Annotated in this window: 21 protein-coding genes; 13 read left to right on the plus strand and 8 right to left on the minus strand. The window is 55.2% G+C overall.

What is annotated here, in order from left to right; translation table 11 throughout:
- Both DWF74_RS15960 and DWF74_RS15965 read right to left on the minus strand, forming a co-directional pair.
- Positions 1-582, minus strand: coding sequence for a hypothetical protein (locus DWF74_RS15960; protein ID WP_115581275.1), 582 nt, complete (start codon positions 580-582; stop codon positions 1-3).
- A gap of 250 nt (positions 583-832) precedes the next feature.
- Positions 833-1,762, minus strand: coding sequence for a hypothetical protein (locus DWF74_RS15965; RefSeq protein ID WP_162884097.1), 930 nt, complete (start codon positions 1,760-1,762; stop codon positions 833-835).
- 108 nt (positions 1,763-1,870) lie between these two features.
- On the opposite strand from DWF74_RS15965, the gene DWF74_RS15970 reads away from it, so the two are divergent.
- The 6 genes from DWF74_RS15970 to DWF74_RS15995 all read left to right on the plus strand — a co-directional run bounded on the left by DWF74_RS15970 (position 1,871) and on the right by DWF74_RS15995 (position 8,232).
- Positions 1,871-2,587, plus strand: coding sequence for a Tn7 transposase TnsA N-terminal domain-containing protein (locus tag DWF74_RS15970; RefSeq protein WP_240321941.1), 717 nt, complete (start codon positions 1,871-1,873; stop codon positions 2,585-2,587).
- On the plus strand, positions 2,577-4,508 hold the full coding sequence (locus tag DWF74_RS15975; protein WP_115581278.1) for a Mu transposase C-terminal domain-containing protein: 1,932 nt from the start codon (positions 2,577-2,579) through the stop codon (positions 4,506-4,508). The genes DWF74_RS15970 and DWF74_RS15975 overlap by 11 nt, the downstream gene beginning before the upstream one ends.
- Positions 4,505-5,413, plus strand: coding sequence for a TniB family NTP-binding protein (locus DWF74_RS15980; protein ID WP_162884098.1), 909 nt, complete (start codon positions 4,505-4,507; stop codon positions 5,411-5,413). Before DWF74_RS15975 ends, DWF74_RS15980 begins: the two co-directional genes overlap by 4 nt.
- 12 nt (positions 5,414-5,425) lie before the next feature.
- Positions 5,426-7,348, plus strand: a complete 1,923-nt coding sequence (locus tag DWF74_RS15985) for a TniQ family protein (protein WP_115581280.1) — start codon at positions 5,426-5,428, stop codon at positions 7,346-7,348.
- A gap of 85 nt (positions 7,349-7,433) precedes the next feature.
- A complete protein-coding gene (locus DWF74_RS15990) occupies positions 7,434-7,832 on the plus strand; it encodes a DUF6957 family protein (protein WP_115581281.1) in 399 nt (132 codons plus the stop codon).
- Between the two features lie 46 nt (positions 7,833-7,878).
- Positions 7,879-8,232 (plus strand): hypothetical protein, encoded by a 354-nt coding sequence (locus DWF74_RS15995; RefSeq protein WP_115581282.1) that lies wholly within the window; start codon positions 7,879-7,881, stop codon positions 8,230-8,232.
- Positions 8,233-8,326: 94 nt separating this feature from the next.
- Here the strand turns inward: DWF74_RS15995 and DWF74_RS16000 are convergent, their stop codons facing one another.
- The 3 genes from DWF74_RS16000 to DWF74_RS16010 are packed head-to-tail and all read right to left on the minus strand — an operon-like array spanning position 8,327 to position 11,759.
- Positions 8,327-9,298 (minus strand): plasmid partitioning protein RepB C-terminal domain-containing protein, encoded by a 972-nt coding sequence (locus DWF74_RS16000; protein ID WP_115581283.1) that lies wholly within the window; start codon positions 9,296-9,298, stop codon positions 8,327-8,329.
- Positions 9,298-10,206, minus strand: a complete 909-nt coding sequence (locus DWF74_RS16005) for a plasmid partitioning protein RepB C-terminal domain-containing protein (RefSeq protein WP_115581284.1) — start codon at positions 10,204-10,206, stop codon at positions 9,298-9,300. The genes DWF74_RS16000 and DWF74_RS16005 overlap by 1 nt, the downstream gene beginning before the upstream one ends.
- Positions 10,203-11,759, minus strand: coding sequence for a recombinase family protein (locus DWF74_RS16010; RefSeq protein WP_081602908.1), 1,557 nt, complete (start codon positions 11,757-11,759; stop codon positions 10,203-10,205). The genes DWF74_RS16005 and DWF74_RS16010 overlap by 4 nt, the downstream gene beginning before the upstream one ends.
- Positions 11,760-12,364: 605 nt before the next feature.
- Between DWF74_RS16010 and DWF74_RS16015 the strand changes: the two genes are divergently transcribed.
- From DWF74_RS16015 to DWF74_RS16025, 4 genes are read left to right on the plus strand one after another with little or no spacing between them, the layout of a single operon-like run.
- Entirely contained in the window at positions 12,365-12,769 is a 405-nt protein-coding gene (locus DWF74_RS16015; protein WP_102862426.1) for an Imm1 family immunity protein, read from the plus strand.
- A 22-nt stretch (positions 12,770-12,791) separates the two neighbouring features.
- Positions 12,792-13,067, plus strand: coding sequence for a hypothetical protein (locus DWF74_RS30435; RefSeq protein WP_162884100.1), 276 nt, complete (start codon positions 12,792-12,794; stop codon positions 13,065-13,067).
- Positions 13,068-13,092: 25 nt separating this feature from the next.
- Complete coding sequence (locus DWF74_RS16020) at positions 13,093-13,578, plus strand: DUF4265 domain-containing protein (protein WP_102862428.1); 486 nt, start codon at positions 13,093-13,095, stop codon at positions 13,576-13,578.
- A complete protein-coding gene (locus tag DWF74_RS16025; RefSeq protein WP_205413451.1) occupies positions 13,575-13,895 on the plus strand; it encodes an immunity protein Imm33 domain-containing protein in 321 nt (106 codons plus the stop codon). The genes DWF74_RS16020 and DWF74_RS16025 overlap by 4 nt, the downstream gene beginning before the upstream one ends.
- A gap of 27 nt (positions 13,896-13,922) precedes the next feature.
- Here the strand turns inward: DWF74_RS16025 and DWF74_RS16030 are convergent, their stop codons facing one another.
- Positions 13,923-14,651 carry a response regulator transcription factor gene (locus DWF74_RS16030; RefSeq protein ID WP_102862430.1) on the minus strand — a complete coding sequence of 243 codons (729 nt, stop codon included), beginning with the start codon at positions 14,649-14,651 and terminating at the stop codon, positions 13,923-13,925.
- Between the two features lie 230 nt (positions 14,652-14,881).
- Between DWF74_RS16030 and DWF74_RS16035 the strand changes: the two genes are divergently transcribed.
- The 3 genes from DWF74_RS16035 (at position 14,882) to DWF74_RS16045 (ending at position 18,909) form a co-directional block, all read left to right on the plus strand.
- Positions 14,882-15,172 (plus strand): hypothetical protein, encoded by a 291-nt coding sequence (locus tag DWF74_RS16035; protein WP_115581286.1) that lies wholly within the window; start codon positions 14,882-14,884, stop codon positions 15,170-15,172.
- A gap of 401 nt (positions 15,173-15,573) precedes the next feature.
- Positions 15,574-16,572: a FecR family protein gene (locus tag DWF74_RS16040; protein ID WP_115581287.1), complete on the plus strand. Its 999-nt coding sequence runs from the start codon at positions 15,574-15,576 to the stop codon at positions 16,570-16,572.
- 18 nt (positions 16,573-16,590) lie between these two features.
- Positions 16,591-18,909: a CHASE2 domain-containing protein gene (locus DWF74_RS16045; protein ID WP_115581288.1), complete on the plus strand. Its 2,319-nt coding sequence runs from the start codon at positions 16,591-16,593 to the stop codon at positions 18,907-18,909.
- 181 nt (positions 18,910-19,090) lie between these two features.
- Here DWF74_RS16045 and DWF74_RS16050 read toward each other — a convergent pair whose 3' ends face one another.
- On the minus strand, positions 19,091-19,861 hold the full coding sequence (locus DWF74_RS16050) for a lysophospholipid acyltransferase family protein (protein ID WP_102862434.1): 771 nt from the start codon (positions 19,859-19,861) through the stop codon (positions 19,091-19,093).
- Between the two features lie 82 nt (positions 19,862-19,943).
- Complete coding sequence (gene gmhB / locus DWF74_RS16055) at positions 19,944-20,477, minus strand: D-glycero-beta-D-manno-heptose 1,7-bisphosphate 7-phosphatase (protein WP_092318060.1); 534 nt, start codon at positions 20,475-20,477, stop codon at positions 19,944-19,946.
- Positions 20,478-20,493: the final 16 nt, after the last annotated feature.

The raw sequence follows: 20,493 nt of genomic DNA on the forward strand, positions 1-20,493 counted from the left end.
CTACTCCTTGCAGATATAGAAATCTTGGATAGTTTGTGCTTTATAATGTCCTGGGGGGAAAGAATCTTTTTTTAAGATTTTCACCACTCGCGTCACACCATTGATTTTGATATTGGCCTCATAGAGATTCCAACCGAAAATCAGCAGTAGAGGATTCATGATTATTTGTCCAGATTTATAGGTGATAGCAAACATCCACAAAAGAAATATGAGAAACCCTAAAAGCTTTTCTGGCTCTGAGTAGTTAATGCCCATAAACGAAACGACATAAGGAAATGTATAGTTGATAATTTCATTGGGCACTGCTTTAACGGAAACTACTTCAATGCGGTGAGGGAAATTAATTCGTTTGAATAGCTCACTTGCTAAAGCAGCAGAGCTTATTGTTAATATAATGAATGCTATTGCTAGTATCGGATTTTTAAATGGGTTGATCGCACAGGTCAGTGCCACAAGTTCTCTAGGCGCGCAAAAAGAGCGAGACCACCAGTCGAATGGAATATTTTGGATCGCTAGAATTATCGCCAGCGGCGTATAAGAGCCGATAAATATTAGGAATGCAGAGATCAGTCTAAATTGCAAAATAGCACCTCCCAGTTAAGGTGCTTAGTGCTTCTTCAAAATTACTTTGAGCTTTTCCTTGCTCCACCATTAGTGATTTCCCTTTAGCCAATGGCTAAAAGCTATCACGGCCTGCTTCCATACGCCCGCAATTTGTGACAGAAGGCAGGCGGTTGCCCATACCATTTGGTGGAAGTCAGGACGGCTGCAAAATATCGTCGCCGTTTCAGTCTGCCTGTGGTGCCCATCGGTAATCGCGCTGACCGAACAATTAGGCTTTTTTGGAGGTTTCATTGCTGACGGGACGGAATGAGCCACTTGCGCGCCGTTTACTTGGCAGGCTAAAACCCTCCCAGCCTAATGGGTCTGACCATCCGAAAAGCTCCCGCTCAACCGTTTTTCCTAGATTATGGAATGGCTCAATCAGCGATGCTTCTTCGTTGAGGGTGCCCAAGAAAAGCCATTTTCTAAAAGAATCCATACTATGCGCATAAAAAGCGAGTTCGTGAACAAGGGACGAGCCATGAGGAAATACGTACCATACTTTTTCAAAATACGTTCGAGCCAAGCTAGCCAGCTTGAGCAAGTCTGCGGCAGCTCTCTCCTCTTTTCGCGAAGTGTCTCCCACCCTTATAAATATGGCTGCCTTGGGGTGCCCATCCACTTGGATCATGAAGAACTGATTGAATAAATCAGAATGAACGACCTTTATCATTTCTCCTTCGGAATAACCGAAAAATTCTGGCCCCGATATCTCCAGCAACTCGCCGCACCGACGTTCGTGCTCGGCGACTCGGGAGCGAGCGCGGGCGCGACTGGTGGTGGTGGGCGTGCCCACGCTTTTCGCATGACCTTCTGTAATATTGCGAAGGTCGAGCAAAGTCTGTTGGTTCGCGAGCGTGCTTTGCAGAAGTGACAAAGCTACTTCACTGTTGAGCTGGTGTAGTCGTTCAAGCTGTTCAATGTGAGCGTAACCGCAGCCCACCTGTTCAGAGGAACATGGCCCTGCAATACGATCCAGGAAATTGCCGGCTTTCAGCATTCGCGAAACGACCTTGGCGTCGTACCCCTGCTCGTCTGCGAGTTTTCGGATCAGCAGGTTGATGCTGTCGTTTCCCTGGTAGGCATCCAATTGCGCCTGCACATTTTTGTATAGCGTGTACCAGTGTTGGCGTGCCTGCCTACCCATTTCAATCCCCAAGCTAACCGTGTAGTCCAGATGTGTCCTTTGAGTACACATCACCAAATCTTGACAGTCTATCGACCTCGGGCTATACCTAATAGCTCAATTATTTGGTGAAGTGTACCAATGAAGTCTGACAGTAAAAGCCATGCTTTCAGCCGAGACGTTGCAAAACGGGTCAGGCGTTCGCGCAGGGCATATGTCATGTGCTCGGCAAAAAATGGCAATGTCGAAATCCGAGTGGAGTCTCGGCTTGAGCAATCTGTTGCTCAGGTGTTCGAGCTGGATCCCCGAGTTCGCTCCTACCGGGCACAACCGTTCACTCTCGATTTATCAACGGGTGATCTGTTATCAGAGAAGCACCTGATCAAACCTCAGGGCACAATGTATTACACGCCTGATTTTTCTGTCCTCTTGGACGAGCTACAGGTTGTCGTGGAAGTAAAACCTCGTCTTTTTGTGGAGGAGCAAACTGAGTTCCTGAGGTTGGTGAGAAGTGCCCTGCTGAGTAAAGGCATGCGCTTCATCGTTATTTCTGAAGATGACTTTAAGGGTCACTACCTCAGAAATGTTCAGCTGTTCATACCCTATTTAACACAAGCATCGGCTGCTCTCTCGCAGTGGGCCGCTCCTTTGCAAACACTTACTCCCGACCGCCTCAAAGGCCCTGTCCGCCAAATCCTGGATACAGGCTTACCGGCGAACTACCAGCTCGCAGCGGGGGTGCTACTCGGGGTTGTCAAATTTGACCTTGAGATACACCAGTTCGAGCTGATGGATTTTGAAATTGCGCCTGCATTTGGCTCGTTGGAAGCCTTTGAGGTGATTCGTTATGAACTCTAATTTAGAGGCAGGGCAAGCTGTCGTATGGCAAGACACCTGCTACGTTATCAAGGCCATCAAGCCACTTTTGGGGGACATCGTTCTCGAGGCGAAGGGTGGTGTTGAGCGCGCTGTCGATATTCGAGCCTTTTATAATCAGGTCGCCTCTGGTGACATTGCATTGCCTGGTCGGAAAGTCGAGGCTACAAAGCGCTCTTGGTCTAAAACCGAGCAAGAGGAAGCCGACTTTCGTCAGAAACTGATCGAGCTCCTGGTATCACTTGATGCCCAATCTCTGGATGATCAAGCCTGCAATGAGCGTGTGGATGCATTTTGTTTACTCCACCAGCACAAAAGGCCTTCGAACAAAAGCATCCAGAATTACCGGCGCAAATTCAAATGTCATGGGTTCGAAGGACTTATCCCAAATTTCAGTCGCAGGGGCGGTTCCGGGTGGGCGAAAAAATCCGGAGCAAAGGAGGTCGCAGAACGTGTCCTGATTCAGACGTTCATGAAAGACGATAAGGTGAATCTGTCGTCCGTGACGACGATGATCAATCAAGAGTTGAAAGACCTCTGCCAAGAATCAGGGGCTGAAGAACAGATTGATCGAAAGACGATCAGTCGTCTTCTCCAGAAATTGCCCAGCTCTTTGGTGAAAGAAGGGCGCCTTGATCCTCGCACGTTCAATCTTTGGAATCGTCAGGCTGTCCGGCGTTATGACGTGAAGCAGCCCTTTGAGCGTGTTGAAATCGACGCTAAGACATTGGATGTGTATTGCCGCGACGAATTCGGTAACCGCTATACCGAGCTGACCATGTACGCCATGGTTTGTGCACACGCTTCATACCCTGTCGCCGTATATGTAAGCGGCGGTAAGCCCAGCGAATACACCTTGTTGAAAGTGTTCGAGTTCTTTCTGGCGCCGAAAGACCAGGCGTTCAAAGACCGTTTCGGCATCGTAACGGACTGGGTGCAGCCTTGCGGCATCTCCACAGTGGTTCTCGACAATGCGTCAGAGAATTTCTCCGACCTATCTTTGGGCATCGTACGGCGCTTGGGGATTCAGATCGAGTACGCCCGGATTGCCCGAGGCGACGACAAGCCGCACGTGGAGTCATTCTTCAAGGCATCCGACGACGGTGTTTTCACCAAAATGCCGGGTGCTAAGCAGAGCCAAGACAAACGAATCAAAAATCGTCATGCCAAGGCCGAGGCTGAGGCCTGTTACTCAATCGAAGAGATCTACCGGCACATCGTGACATTCGTTGCCGACGTCTACATCCACCGTCCAAATCAGAAGCTTGGCTTTCGATATGGCAAGCCCATGACCCCCAAAATGGCGATGGATGAGGCCTTGTCTAATTTCCTGCCAGTGCCGCCACCCTCCCTCGATCAACTGAAGAAGTTGCTTCTTGAGGTGAACAGGGATACTCGCCAGCTTCAACACTACGGCGTCGACTTTGAAGGCTTTCAATTCCATAGCCAAGCTATGGCCGCATTGGCGCGCGAGCGTGCCATCAGCACCATCGACATCTTGTACAACCCCGAAGATTGCACCGCGATCTTCGCTGTGCATCCTGACGATGGCAGCCTGATCCGACTTCACAATAAAACCGTCGGTATCCCAGAGGTGTCATTCGTGGTGGCCAAGATGTTGAAGAAGGCTTATTCGGGTGGCAACGCTGAGATGAATGGACACGACTATCAGCGCGTGTATGCCCGAATGCTCGCCCAGTTCACGGCTGACAGCCAGCGGCGTCCAAAAATCAAGGCTAACAACAAGGCATTGCGTGAGCGCGAAAAAGTCTCGGAGAAGGCCGAAATAGCAGGCCAGCTCGAAAAGTACACGTCCCAACCACTAGATGCTTTCGTATCGCCAAAGGCGGACGACTCCAGTGAGGATGATTTTGAACCCGCGCCGCGCAGGGCACAACCATGAACCAAGTGATGAACCCTTTAGTCTGTCATCACCGTTTTAACGTCGTACAGACTGAAATTGAATCAGCCTTGGCGCGCACGGAGAGCGGTGATCCACAGATCCTGCCCATCGTCGGGCCCACCCGCGTCGGCAAGTCGAAGTTGTTGGCAAGTATCATCGCTAGCCATACAACCAGCGAACCTTTGGGACACCGCAAAATTATCTATGTGGTAAGTCCCAAACATCTCACCGGGCGGGCTTTGCCGGATGCCTGTTTGGTCAGCATCGGCATGAGTACCGCGCTGTTCAGGAATCATGTGTTGGCGACCGATGCCTTCATCAAAGCGGTCAACAAGCAGTCGACGCGGCTGCTCATTTTCGACGAGACGCAACACATGCTGGAGCGCAGTGGACGCACGACAGTGCGTGCGGCTGCTGACTTCATCAAGCTGATTTTTGATCAGACGCGAGCCAGCATCGTGCTGGCGGGACTACCGACCCTGCTCGGGCTGTTCAAGGAAAATGAACAATTGGCTGATCGAGCCCTGAGCCCCATCGAATACTACCCATATCAATGGCAGGGCACAGATTACAAGCATTTCCGCAGCGCGCTGGGCAGCGCACTGGAGCACCTGTCTGAGAATGGCTGGGACACGTTTGCGTTTAATGATGCGGAGTTTGCTCGCCGCATGTACTTGGCCTCTGCAGGTCGGTATGGGCTGATCCACAAGCTTTTCGGCGAGGTGCAACTGGTTGGGCAAGCCGACAAGGTAGCAGGCTATGAAGCGTTTACTTTGGCCTATCAACGCGCCGTGATGGGTCGGCTGATCGACTTCAATCCCTTCGACATTCAGCAGCCTGTATTGGTTGAACACATGGCCTTGGTTTATGCGAAGGTCATGCAAGAAGCCGGCGTGCGCATCTAAGGGGAAAAAACCATGCTGGCGTTCATACCAAACGATGACATATCTGACGAAAGCCTCAACGGCTATCTGTTGAGACTGACAGAGGAGAACTTTCTTGGGTCTACCCATGCCCTTTTGCGACCGCCCGGTGTCCGGCTAAAAAGCCGTTACACCGATGGGGAGCGGTCTGCCATAGCGCAGTACCATGGGCTAGATGCGCAATGGCTTGATCGTTTGGCAGCGTTTCCTGCTGTAGAAGGATCGATGGCTGCTGGGTTATTCCTGAGAAAGCTTGTCCCCGTCTGTCCGGAGTGCCTGCAGCTATCAGGTCATATCCGCCAGGCGTGGCATCATCAGCTATTTACGGCCTGTCCGCTGCATCAGGTACTGCTCATCGCCGAATGCCCGGAATGTGAATCGTCGTTGGAATTAAATCGGGGGGCCGTGTCTCAATGCGGTTGCGGATGCGATCTGTCACTAGCGACCGCGCTGCCAGCCGATGCCGCCAACCTCCTGATTTCATCGATCCTCCTGCGCACCGGTGAGAATCAGCAGGTGCTTTCAGGTTTGAACCATGCGCCGGGTGTCCCGCAGGACATCGACAAATTCCTGCTGTTTCTCGCCAATCTGACCTTGAAGGTGCCACACAGGAAAAATGTGGCCATTGATTTTAAACGTGCCGTTGAGATCAATCAGGCTTGTTATGTGATGGCTCAGGATTTATTGACTGGATTTCGGACATTTGTGCTAGCAAAGGTACAGGCCGCGAACCAGGCAGACTCCAGGCAATTCATTCGTCATTTGGGGGCTTGGTACAGAGAGCTGAACGCCTCGTTCAACTCCGCAGCTTACGCACCCTTACGGGCCATCGTTACCGATATCATCCTCGGCCATGCCCATACTCCGATCAACCGAAAAATGAAGTATATCGGCGCAGAGCTATTGGGCTTAAAGGCTACGTTTACCGCTAATGAAGCTGCCCGTTTGCTTGCTTCTTCGCCCGACCGAATCATGTCGTACGTGAAGACTGGCCAGTTGCCTGGGAAGGTCATACAGGGGGCGTTGGTCGACTTCTGCCTAATCGACCGCGCAGCAGTTGAGGCGCTCCAGCAGGCTGCAGAAGGTCTCGTCACCAGCAAAGATTTGCTCCGTATCCTCAACATCACTCGTCGGGTGCGCGCGCGCCTACTGGAATCGGGAACCTTAAATCGAGTGCCGGAAAGCGACAGACCCCTGTTCGCTAAAGGGGAATTTCTAAAGAAGGATGTCCAACGCCTGATCGACGTGCTCGCCGAAGCGCCGGTGCCTGTGGTTTGCCACACAACCCTCGGGATTGAAGACATCAGCGCTAAGCGCTTCTCCTACCACCAAGCCTGTGAAGTCTATCGGCTGATTTTCACTGGTCAGATCAAGCCAGTATCAAGAACTCCTGAAGTACAGGGGTTAGCAGCCTTTGGATTCGATCAGGAAGAAATCCTGGGGCATCTGCGACAAGACTCTGCCTTGTTTGAGCTGACCATTACGGATCTCACCAAGATGACTCGCTGGAAGCACGAGAACATCAAAGCCTGGGTGGAACAAGGTCATTTGGGGGCCCGTGTTGAGTCCTTGGGCAGAAGCCGCAGGGTGTTTATTTCGGTAGTGGATCTGCTGATGTTTCTCTCCACGCACATTGTGGTCGCAGAAGTTGCCGAGCGCTTGGGCAGTAAGTCAGTACACCTAACCAACTCTTTGGCAAATAAAGGCGCCATGGTAAGAGGCGGCCACGTGACGTCTGAAGGTACTCAGCGCGGTGCCTTGATATCAACAGATGCCCTGATCAAATTAGCGTTGGGGCGTGCTGCTGGCGAAAGTCCTCGAAAAGCTAGCGACGCGAGTATGGGGGCGACAACTCGGTGTTTGACTATGGCGGATCTCGCGGACGGGTTGTTTGGGGCGGAGAATCGGCCCGGCTAAGGTAGTCGTGCTATCAGATCGAGTGCTTAACGTATGCACCGGGCAAGGCGTCGACGATGCACATGCTCAGCGGAGGTTAGCTGTCATGAAAAACTTGGATGCGATCACAGAGCTGTTGTATGGCGAGGGCATTTCTATGCTCGGCCACAATGCTTCCGATGAAGAGGCCATAGCACTCGCCCAGCGGCGTTTCGGTCATGCGCCGTATTGTCTAGTTAGGCAATGGATCTGGATTGATCTGGTGATGCCGCCATCACTATTGGAAGCGCTGGAGCGTGATGCTCGTCTCCCAGTCATGATCTATGCGCACGAGGTGGTCATGGACAGCCAAGGACGGCTGAAGCCGGGAGACTGGGTGCGTACTACTCCAATGGTGTCGTTCTCGGATGGTTTTTGCTTTCAGACCCGCAATACCGCGTATTTTCTGCTGGGCCCTGGCACTCGTAAATCAGCAGAGTTGGCGACAGTGGTTAAGGTTTTCTAGACCCGGCCTTGCCTGGCCTACCTACCTCATTGGCAGGGAATCTGACATGACAACCTCAAGAGGTTTCGGTGAACTCCGGCTCGCGGCGGCAGAGCGGCATTTCAGCGGTATGGCAGTGACTGCCTTCCTGACAGAAGTCGAGATTGTGGCGTGTTCTGCGGTCGGTGTGGTGCATAAGCACACTCGTGCGGGTGCAGGACGGTTTGAAGACGGGCGTCGCATTCGTACCTCTGATATCCACCTGATGGCCCACAGGAGCCCTTACTGGATAGTCCTCACCGCCAGCGGCAGTTGCTATGTCATCGTCACGTTCAAAGGTAACAATGGTCGGCAGTCACTTAGCGACTTTTTGAAGGTGCTGAGCGGTGGCTTTTATCCCACACCCAGGCACTTACAATAGGAACCGCGCTGGCGCAAATAGGCGATCATCACCACTCACCACCTTGTACCAGCATGTCGACGTAAAAAAACCACCGTCAGCTTGACCTATGAAATTATTCTTTTGTCTCGACAGCTTGCTCTAGTTGCGCAGCATCTGATTCATGACTTCCCCAAGGTAGCTCGGTCAACTCGGCGATGGATTGGAATTCTTTCAGGAACTCAGGTTGATGCCTAGCCAGCCACCGGACGACGGCAGCGTTAGCAAGAAGCTTGGTCAGGTATCCTTTAATGACTGTGAGATGAAGGACATCAGGCCCGTAGTCTTCTTCCACTGTTTTGATCTGCATCTGCAGAGCGGCCAGCTCTCGCTCAAGGCGAGCAATTGATTCGGCAGAGATTTGATCAGGTTGGTTTTTTCTGGGTACTGCCAATTGGTCTGAAGGTGTTGCAGCCAAAAGTGCCTTAGCGAGTAGTACAGAGAGATTTTTATTCCCGATCATCAATTCAGCCGCTTCAATTTGCCTCAATGGTTTCATCTGACGCAGATGATGGAAAACATTCGCTGGGCATTCCGTATCACCCAGAAGCGAAATGGCCTCAGCGCAAATGCCATTCAGTAGCCGGAATTTTTGCTTGATGGTCTGCGGTGATAATCCAAGCGCTTTGCCAAGCCGCTCCGCAGAGACTCCACGCTCCATTGCCCGCACTATCATTTTGTTGCTTTGAACGGCTGATAATCTGTTGGTACGTTTGTTGTAAGAGTAGGTGTCGTCGTCGGTTGCCACGAGGCAGTCGACTTCCAACTCTCCTAGGTCTTTCAGCGCCTCAATGCGTAGATGGCCATCTAGCAGAAAGTAATGCCCGCTACGTCCAGGTACTGGTGTTACAGCGGGTGGCTCGACCAGGCCGACCTCCTGGATTGATGCTGAGATTTGTTGGTATTTAAGGCTTTCTTTTACCGCTGGCCTTGAGATTTTCAGGGGTATGATATTGGCCACTTCGACTCGAACGCACTCATCCAAAAAAGCCTTTTTTGGAAGATGAGTCTGCTGAGCGCCAGTAGGCTCAAGTCTTTGCTCAGACATCACAACTGCCCTCCGTTCCCAAGAAGCCGAGTCTGTATCAGTTTCGGCATCAAATTCAGATGCTCTGTAGAGAGCAGCTTTTCGAAGTCACTGACGGACAAGAGTTCTTTGATAGCTTGAATGGCGAAAACAACGCGGTCGTGTGTAAAGGCGGCTTTTTTTACCATTAAGCGCTGTCGTTCGGCTTCCTGTTCGAATAGTCGTCTCAAGTCTGCGGGCGTCAGTCTTTTCTTTTTATTCTGGCTGACACCTAATGAGCTCCCGCGCACAAATTTGTCCTTCTTGGCACGGAGCTCTAGAATGTGCCGCAGCTTGGTTATTTTCTTTCCTCTTATTCCACGCTCGTAGGCATCGGTGAGCACATTCTGGATGTCGCTTTCACTGCTTCGGGCGATGTCGGTTGCCATGCTTAAAGGGATCAAACCGGTTTCGACAGCTGACAGGAGTTTTTCTTCACCTCGCTCAAGTAGCCCAACGATCATGTTGACCCATGATGCTGTGCTACCAATTACTATTGCGATCTCTGCATCAGTCTTGCCCCTTTCCTTCAAACGTCCAACCTCGTTCATGAGATCTATCGGGCGATGTTGCCTTCGAGCAACGTTCTCTACCAAACTCATCACAAGGCAATCTTCTTCGACAGCATCAATCACAAATGCTGGAATCTCTGTGGCCTCCAGAGCTAGGAACGCCTCGAGCCTGCCTTGTCCGCACACAAGGTCATAGTTGAGCGCGCCTTGCGGCGAGGCTTTTCGACTTAATGTGATGGGGCGTTTGAGGCCCACCGTTTTGATATTTTCGATGAGCTCACGGTGAACCTTTTTATTCCTCGTTCGAGGGTTCAGGATATGAATTTGTGCTATTGGAATTAATGTGACACGTTCGCGTGAAGTTGATGGGACGGTCATTGGCAAGCCTCCTTCAGGGAGCAACGGGCAGCAAGCCCATCAAGAACATCCAGCGTTGTGAAGCGGTAGCTGTCGATTAAAGGGCTATTTTCCTCGGCCATTTTTTGTGGCCATGCCCCCATATCTATTCTGGGAACCAGGTAATAGTCCCGCACCTGCAGATTTGTGTGCTCCATGCGAACAGCAATCGTGATATCTGGCGCCAAGCTGTTGTCGAATCTGAGCTTCCAGCGAAGAGTTCCTATAGGTGTCGCCTGGCAGCGCGCTATGACCACTGACGCCGTCCACTCACCGTTGATGGTCAGTAGGTCATTTTTAGGATTGGGCTCGACCTGGGCTCCGACTTGCTTCAGGTGTTTGACAACATCTTCAAGAACCGTCGGATGCAACTGTCTTATGGAGCGATTGATCTCCAAATATCGATAGTCTCTGTCGGGTGTATAACCGATAAGTGTGTATGCACGTAAAAGCCCGCCGAATCTGCTTATATAGGTAGTGCTAGACGGCATGTTGTCCTGCTCATCGATGAGCATTCCGGACAATAAACCCGCCCGTTTCAACAGAGTACGAAGCAGTTCCAACATTTGCGCATCGTCCAGGCGATGTGAGCGCTGCAAGATTATTTCGCGAACGACCGCAAACACCTCCAGCGAGACAATTCCCTGGAATGCTCCATCACAGCGAACCCACCTGTCGGGTGGGTTGCGACTGATGCGGTTACGTAGCTTGGAGGACGTTTTGTTGTAGACATTGTTACCGATGTATTTTTCGTTGGTCAGCACTTGGTGGATGCTGCCCCGGCTCCAAGGACGGTTAAAGTCGGTGATCAGCCCTTCAGCATTGAGTGCGTTGGCGATCTCACGTTCGTTCATTTTGTCGTGGACGAATTGATGGTAGATGCGCTGAACTACCTCAATTTCCGCCTCGGGCCCAGGAATCAAAATGACCCTGTCGGTCTGGATGCTCTTCTGCTGGCCCCTTGAGAGTTCTGCCTTGAATTCGTTTTTCTCGTCGATCAATGCACGACGTAATCCATATCCTGCTGGCCCACCTTGGTGAAACCCCTTTTCGACCAGGCGGCACTGACCAGCGAAAACTTTTTGGGATAGCTCTCGGCTGTACTCCCCTGCCATGGATCGTTTGATGCCTTTGTAAATTGTTGCCAAAGGCGAACCGTCGTTTTCGAATGGCTCTGCGCAATACACAACCTTGATGCCTGAGCTAGTGCAAAGATACTCATAGTGGGCGCTTTCGTCCGTGTTCTGAAAGCGTCCCCACCGACTGACGTCATAGACAAGAATGACTTGGAATTGGGTATGTCCGGTCTGGACGTCGTCTAGCAGCCTGCGCAGAGCATCACGACCGCCGATGTCCAGGCCGCTTTTCCCTTCGTCTCGGTAAGTTGTGATGATTTCCATGCCATGGCTCATTGCGTATGCATGGATGGCTGCTGATTGGTTTTCGGTAGAGTACCGTTGGTGATCAGTGGACATGCGAACGTACTCTGCAGCCGGTACCAAGCTATCAGAGCGGTCTGTTGAATTTGTCCGCATGGATGGAGAGGGCAATAGGCCTCCTCTAGACCAGAGAAGGCTGGCCCATTCGATTCAGCCTAGCGACGCTTTATTACGTGATGGTGACGGAGCAGGAGTATCTGCCCAGACTAGCGGCTCCTCTTCTATGCTTTCGGCCAGCGTAGATCGTCATGGATCAGCTGACATGGCTGTATTTATGTACAGTTATGGGGTGGAGGTGAGTGTGAGGGCTGACAGTTACAAGTTGCCGAAAGAGACTTGTATTAACTCAATAAGACGTACTTGAACAAGTGAGTTATATAGTTTAAATTTATATTCTCTTTTGACAAATTGTCAATTCACCGAATTTTAAAATCGTTGTTCATTTCCATGGCGTCTAACTTTGGCCAAAAATAGGTTTCCGCACTTTAACTTCTTCCAATAGGAAGATTAACTTTGCCCAAACGTGCCGTATACCTCTGATATTTCAATCTGTCAAAGTCGGTTAACTTTGCCCACCTACACCAGCGACACAGCTGACAATAAAAAGGCCGACGCTTGCGTTGGCCTTTTTTATTGGCAGATTGTTCAATCCCTCATCCATAACGATTTGCGTTTTTATCCGCACAAGGCAGTCATGGCAAATGCTCAAGAAAATCATTGAAGATGAATATGCCGGTAATCGTTGTCACACCCATGAGTGGTTGAACCCCGACTCGACGCAGGTGCTGTCCGCGTTCAACCGCCTGGACGGAAAGGCCTTCAGCTCGACGGTTTTTTTCTTCAGCGACCAGACCCTGATGCATATCGGGGGCGGTGCGGCCGATCAGTATGTGGTCTTTATCGCCCAGGACGTCGATCAATCGTTGCAGACCCTGCTCAGCGCAGACAGTCCTGACGATCAGCAGGTTGAGTTGTTCGCCGGCGGCCAGTCCGGCAGTTACCCTCGGTATCAGTGTGTGGTTAAAGAGCGAGCGAGACAGGCCCTGGCTTATTTCTCGGCCTATGGCTCGGCTGATCCCGATCTGGCCTGGGAAGTGGAAGGCTAACTGGACAATAAGGACGTTGACCTTGGCAGGTACAAGCAGCCACCTATGCGATGAAGCACGCTTCCCCATCGCCTGGCGTTTCAATGCCGCAGATTGTGGTCTGAGTGCTGACGATAAACAGCGCGTTGTACGGTTTGATCAGGCAGAGTCACAGGTGCCGTGGGACCGGTTCATTCCAGTGCCCAGCCTGTTTCAATGCCATGAAAAAACCACGCTGGATTTTGCCCAGCGCGGAGAGTCGTCATTGTTCTTCGAGCGGCGGCTGGGCCCGGCCAGGCTCTTTTCACCCTTTTTTTAAAACAGCAATTGCTCGGAAATTTGTTATGGATGATGAAAACCAGGAAATATCGATCCGGGTTGTTGCGGGGCAGAACAGCCACGGCCCGGTCTATGAGCCGCTGCATGTACGGCGGCTCGATGAGGACAGTTACGAGATTCTCTACTCACCGGGGCTGACGCTGAACCTGGCCAAGGGCGACATCATTTCAATCAAGGACCCCCAGGCCCCCGCCGTGGTGCTCAAGCGAGGCGGCAACTTCTGCATCCACATTTATGCGGATCACATTCCTGAAGAACATATCGTTGCCCTGGCGGCGGATGTGGCGAGCGAATTGGGCGGCATGCTCGACGGGCGCTACAAGGGCAATCTGACATTGTCGGTGCCGGCGCGAAACGGCATGGACAACATCGCCCGGTTCTTCAACCGCTTCCGCGAGACCACGGGCATCGAGTGGTACTACGCCAACATCTATAAAAACCTCGATGACACCGATGACGAGACCTTGCTCAATTGGTGGCTGGAGCAATGAACGAAAGACAGCAGCTTATCTGTGAACGCTACGACCTCGCCCCCCAGGCACCGGAGCCGATGATTGCACTGGCCACCGGTTCCCTGGCGCAGTCGCCCATCTATGGCACCCGGGTCGAGTTGCCGGAGAACGGCACGATCAGTTGGTTTATCCACTGCGGCGAACATTCCACAGCCGTGGATTTCTACCAGCCCCTGTGCGCCGAGCACCTGCCCGAGCTGTTGCCAGAGGTGATCGATTACCTCTATCTGCCGAGCGGGGCGCGTTTCATCATCGATCGCGCCGGCTATGAAGATGTCTGGCAGGACCCGCAGTGATTTCAAGCCGCTTTTGACGGCAAGCAGTCAGTTGCCCTGCTCGTCAGGTGACGTGACACTTTCCAGCCGGTAGCCGTAGCCGTAGATCGTCAGCAACTGCCAGCCACGGTCCGCGGTCAGTCCGAGCTTGTTGCGCAGACGGTAGATGTGGGTATCCAGGGGCCGTGAGGAAACCATTTCTTCGTGGGTCCAGAAACGCTCGTACAGGTACTCCCGGGACAGCGGCCGGCCCAGGTTGGCGAACAGGCAGCGGGCCAGGCGGTACTCGCGCTCGGTCAGGCTGATGGGGGCACCGGCGCGGGTGACGGTCAGTTCGGCGTCATCGAAACTCAAGTCATTGAAGGTCAGGACCTCCTCGCTGCTGCTGCGCTGCAGGCCGTGGCGGCGCAGCACCGCATTGACCCGGGCCTTGAGTTCGTTGGGACGAAAAGGCTTGCTCAGGTAGTCATCGGCGCCGGTGTTCAGGGCCTGGACGATATCGCTCTCGGCATCACGGCTGGTGAGCATGATGGCCGCCGGAGGCGAGTCCATGTGCTCGCGGGTCCAGCGCAGCAACGACAGGCCGCTGAGGTCTGGCACTTGCCAGTCGAGAATCAGCAGGTCGAAGGTTTCCCGCCGCAGTTGGCGTAACAGGTCCTCTCCCCGTTCGAAACGGTGCAGGGTCCAGGACTGTTCGCCCGGGCCGGGCATTTCTCGCAGTGTCTGTTCCACCCGTGCCAGTTCTGCGGGTTCGTCATCCAGTATTGCGACACGCATGCAAGGCCGTTCCTTCTGGTTCGAGAGTGCCCGAGGCAGCCGCTTGTGCGCTGGGGGCTGGGGGAAGTTTAGGTGTCTTGGCTGATTCTGAACAATTGTGGCGAATTGCTCTTGAGCCCCCGGTCCCTCGGTACGCTGATATCAAATAGCCGGTAAGGCCCCCGGAGCACGGGTGCCTGCCGGCTACTGCAGCAGCACGATACCGGCTCGCACAAGCAAGGAAAAGAACCATGGGGAACATGCTAAGGAAAGGCCAGGTCGCGCTGGTCAGAATATTCAGCGGCGACGACCCGGTGCGCCTCTTCAGCTTGATGCTGGCTGCTTATCTGGGGATAAGTGCCAGTGCATTGCCTTCGTTGACCTGCCCCCGCTATCAGGCAACAAGCGTCGATGGCTACCAGCCGACGGCGGTCTTGCCCGTCAGCCGTGACTCGACCCTGACCCTGGACGCCGAACCGGTGATAGGGCGGATAGCCCTGCCTTCGACTCAGCAGCAACCCGCGCCGCGGTGGGTCTTCTAAGAGGACGCGGCGATGATTCTGAACAAATATTGCAAATCCGTCGCAGCCTCTCGGCCAGCGTTACATTGCTCCTCGCTGAGTGGCACACGGGGGCACCTGGAAGTGCTCCGACACAGGGAGTGTCAACCGCCAGGCTGGCGGCACAACGCGCGCTTGCGTGCGTCGTTGAAGGGGAATACAGGGAGTGCCTCCTCAGGACTTTGGGCCGGGCGACCTGTCGCCTCGGTTCCGACACAGGGACGTGTCACTTTCTTCGCTCCCTGTGCGCTTCCCTCCCGGTTCCGACCCGTCCTCTCTCCTCTGGGCGACGCCGCGCAGCGTCCGGCTTTCTGCCCACGCGCTGCCTCAGGTATGGTGCGTAGGATTTCGCCGTGGTTTTCCCAAAGGCTCAAAGCATATTCATGAATGACCTCTGCCCTTCTCCGTCCGTTGGCCGGTTGCAGGTGGCGTGCGCCGCATTGCTGCTAGCGGGTCTGATCCTGCCATCGTGCGCCGTGCAGGCTGCCCCGCAACGCCTTCCCTATATAGATGACAACCAGCAATGCCGTGGCCAGCCCTTGCCGGCTACCGTCGAGCATCTGACGGGTGATGCCTGGAAACTGGATGCCAAGGGCCGCGAGGTGGCCCTGGAAGAAGGCATGAGCATCGATGAGAAAGAAGGGGTGAAAACCTCGCCATCGGCTTTCGTCAGCCTGTCCCTTGGGGATGGTTCGCGAGTGGTGTTGCCCTCCAGTTCCCAGGTCACCCTGCAACTCAATACGCAATACAGCATTCCTCAGGTGGTCCTGGAACAGGGGCAGATCGAGTCCTATGTGATCAAGCGCAACAGTGACCACGACCGCTTCCAGATCGTGACCCCCGTGGGCGTGTTGGGGGTACGAGGGACTCACTTCCGGGTGCGTAATGACGATCAGCAATCCCTGGTGGAGGTGCTCAACGGCCAGGTGGCGGTGAGCCGCGAAGACGAGCCGCCGAGCAAGGCTGCTCAACGTACCGGCAAGCGCGTTGTGGATAAACCTGCAGGTCCGCGGCCAGGGGAAGTCCAGGTCATGGCGCGCCAGGGTTTGCGCATTCAGAAGCAGGGCGAGCTCAAACCGGTGGAACTGCTGGCCGCGCCCCGACTGCTGGGGCAGGCCGGACAAACCGGCGCCCTGCCCGTCTGGCAACTGATCCTGCAACCGTTGCCGGGTGCCCGTCGCTATCGGGCCCAGGTGGCCACCGACAAGGATTTCCTCAACATCAAGCAGGAACAGTTCTCCAGCACCCCGGAAGTGAACTTCACTGGCCTGAAGGCGTTTTTCTATCATGTACGGCTCTCGGCGTTCGATGAGCATGGCCTGGAAGGAGAAACCGGGGTCTATGACATCTTCTACTACCCCAGGACCACTCGTGTTCAATAAGCCGTCGGCAGACCGTCGATGAGTCTCTGGAAGCAAAGGGCCAACGGCCGTGAACCGACCCAGGCCCAGCGTCTGTTTCGCCGCCTGGTACGTGAATGGCTGTGGGTTGGCCTGATACTGCTGCCCCTGACGGCCTTGCTGTCCCTGAGCCAGGGCCTGGCGTTGAACAACCTGTTCTATGACAACCTGCGACGCTTTACCCCGCTGCCGGTCGATCCGCGCATTCTGTTGGTGACCATCGACGACTACAGCCTGCAGCAACTGGGACGCTGGCCCTGGCCCCGGACGATGCATGGACAGCTGCTGGACCGGCTGACGGACGCCAAGGTCAAAGGCGTGCTGTTCGATGTGATCCTCAGCGAGCCCGGCAGCTCTGTGGAAAACGACACCCGGTTGGCCGCCGCCCTGTGCCGCGCCGGCACGGTGTTCCTGCCGGTGCTGCGCGAGGGGGTTGCTCGCTATGGCCAGGACCTGGAGGAGATCCCACCGGTGCCGGTGCTGCGCCACTGCGCCCGGGGCCTGGGGCATATCAATGCGCAAGCGGATGCCGACGGCACCGTGCGCAGCGTCTACCTGCGCGAAGGTCCGCAGCAGGCACCGCGGGCGCAGCTGACCTGGTTGCTCTACCAGCTCACCGAAGCCGACCCGCTGTCGCCGCTGATGCCGGGCCCCGCGACTCCACAGATCAGCAGGGGTTGGCTGCGAGCCAACCCGGTACGTATTGCCTTTATCGACAAGGCGGCGGGCTTTCCCAGCGTGCCCTATGTCAGCGTGCTGCGTGGCGAGGTGCCCGCCGAGTTGCTGCGTGACCGGCTGATCCTGGTCGGTTCCACCGCCCCGGGGCTGGGCGACCGTTATGTCACCCCGCAATCCGGCAGCCAGGGCACCACCCCGGGGGTGGAGATCCAGGCCAACCTGCTCAATGGCCTGTTGCAGCATCGCAGCATCGTCGACCTGGGCCAGTGGTCGGGGATGCTGTGGTCCATGGCCCTGACCGCAGCCTTGCTCGGGTTGTTGCTCTGGCGACCGCGTCACGCCTTGTGGATAACCCTGGGTTGCATGGGCCTGGCGCTCTTGGGATCGGTGCTGATGTTGCGTCTGGGCTACTGGTGGTCGCCGGTGGCCAGCCTGCTGGGCATGCTGCTGGCGTACCTGATCTGGAACTGGCGTCGGCTCAGCGTGATCCTGGCCTATTTCGGTTGGGAGCTGGAGCGCTTGGACAACGAGCCCAAGGTGTTGCCGGAGCGCCGTCGTAGCCAGACCCCCGCCGGTGATGTGCTGCAAGGGCAGATCGTCGCCCTGGAACAGGCCCTGAGCCGGACCCGGGATACCCGGCGCTTTATCGCCGACGGCTTGGAGTACCTGCCGGTGGCGACCCTGATCAGCGACCCGGACGGCAAGATTCTGCTGGCCAATCGCAATGCCCGGGAAGTCTTCGCCCACTCACTGGTCGGGCAGCCCTTGATCGCGCAATTGGCCGCCCTGGGCTATCCGGGCCTGACGGAACCTGCGCACTATCCCAGGCTTGAGCAACTGACGGCGCTGGAGTTTCGCGACATTCAGCAACGCAGCCTGCGCATGGAACTGGCGCCGTTGCTGCCGGTGGACAGTGACAACGCCATCGGTTGGTTGTTGAGCCTCACCGACCTCAGCGTCGAGCGGGACGCCGAACAGCAACGGGGCGTACTGCTGCGTTTTCTTTCCCATGATCTGCGCGCGCCCCATTCGGCGATCCTCGCGCTGCTGGACGTGCAGAGCCGCCAGCCATCGCCACCCAGGCAGGTCTACAGCCAGATCGAGCAGCAGGTGCGTCGAGCCCTGGGGCTGACCGAGGCATTCGTGCAATTGGCCAAGGCCGAGTCGGAGGCCTATCAGTTCGCGCCGAGCATGTTTGCCATGCTGGTCCTGGACGCCTTCGACCAGGCCACGACCCTGGCCCAGTTGAAGCATATCCACCTGGTGCACGATCTGGACGAGGAAGGCGAGAGCATGGTCCTGGCAGATCAGCCGCTGCTGACCCGGGCCCTGTTCAATCTGCTGGAAAACGCCATCAAGTACAGCCCGGCGAATTCCACCGTCAATGTTCGGGTGAGCTGTGCCGAGGGCTGGCTGCGTTGCGAAATCATCGACCAGGGCCGGGGCATTGCGGCCCAGGAACTGCCCCTGTTGTTTGGTCAGTACCAGCGGTTTGCCTCGGCCAAGGGCATCGATGGCCTGGGCCTGGGACTGTCCATGGTCAAGGCGGTGGTGGACCGGCATCAAGGGCGGATCAGCTGCCGCAGCGAGGTGGGCCAGGGTTCCTGTTTCATCCTTGAGCTGCCCTTGCTGGAGGAATAAGGGCGCGGGGATATTCCAGGCGAAAAAAAACCGGCATCAAGGCCGGTTTTTTTGGCTGCGGTAAAACTTATGCACGTTTTTCCACATTTTATGAGCTTGTGAAATATACATATAAATCAGTGATTTATGCGTCGATTTCAGCCGTTGTACGAATAGTCGTACACAGGTTATCCACAGAAGCTCATACAGCAATCTTATCCGTGGAAGTCGCCAATGGTGGCAATGAGCCCATATCTCGCTGGGCTTGTTCATTCCAGGCCGCCACCCGGTCGTTGAGCTCGGCGATGGCGCGTGGGCCGCTGCCTTCGGCGTACATGGGCGCGCCGATGGTCACGGTGATGGTACCGGGCCGCTTGGCCCAACCGGTCTTCGGCCAGAACTTGCCGGCGTTGTGGGCCACTGGCAGCACCGGCAGGTCGGCGTTTACCGCCAGGGCACTGCCACTGCGGGAGAACTTGCCGACGGTGCCATAGGGCACGCGAGTGCCTTCCGGAAAGATCAGCACCCAGACATTGTCCTTGAGCAGTTCGTCGCCCTTGCTCGCCACCTGCTTGAGCGCGGCCTTGGGGTTGTCGCGGTCGATGGCGATGGGGCGCAGCATGGCCATGGCCCAGCCGAAGAACGGCACATACAGCAACTCACGCTTGAGGACCTGGCTCAAAGGCTCGAAATAGGCCGAGAGGAAGAAGGTCTCCCAGGTGCTCTGGTGATTGGAGACGATCACGCAGGGCCGCTCGGGGACGTTTTCCGCGCCCTTCACTTCCACGCGAATGTTCAGAAATACCTTGGTCAGCCACAGCGCGCAGCGACACCAGTAGACGTTGATAAAGCGGTAGCGCGCCTTGAAGGGCAGGAACGGCGCGATAAAAAAGCTCAGGGAGCACCACAGCAAGGAACTGGTGCCCAACAGCAGGTAAAAGAAGAAGGTTCTGATGGCCTGCAGGATCGACATAGCGGCATTTACCATTGCGGGCATGCCCGCCTGTTAAAAAGCGCTCTCCCGAACAGTCCTTGGTCAGGATGCCAGAAGGGGCCTAATTGTGGATAAGTTCAGCGGCAACGGCCGCCAGGTCGTCAAAAATCAAGGTGCCTACCGGCAGGGTTTTCCCCAGGGTCTTTTCGCCTTTCCCGGTCTTTACCAATACTGGCTGAGAGTCGACGGCTTTTGCGGCCTCCAGGTCACCGAGACTGTCACCGACAAACCATAGACCTGTCAGTTCTGCCTGGTAATGCTCGGCAATGGTCCGCAGCATGCCCGGTTTCGGTTTGCGACAGGCGCACCCTTCGTCGGGGCCGTGGGGACAATAGACGATCAGCCCGACCTCGCCGCCCTGCTCCGCCACCAGCTCGCGCAGGCGCGCATGCATGGCGTCGAGGGTGGCCAGGTCGTAGTAGCCGCGAGCGATGCCGGACTGGTTGGTGGCGACCGCCACCGTCCAGCCGGCCTTGCTCAACTGCGCAATGGCTTCGATCGAGCCGGGGATTGGAATCCACTCCTGCACCGATTTGATGTAGGCATCGGAGTCGTGATTGATCACGCCGTCACGGTCGAGTATCAGCAGTTTCACAGCAGTTCCTTACCTG

The organism is Pseudomonas protegens, assembly GCF_003363755.1.
Lineage (GTDB): Bacteria > Pseudomonadota > Gammaproteobacteria > Pseudomonadales > Pseudomonadaceae > Aquipseudomonas > Aquipseudomonas danubii.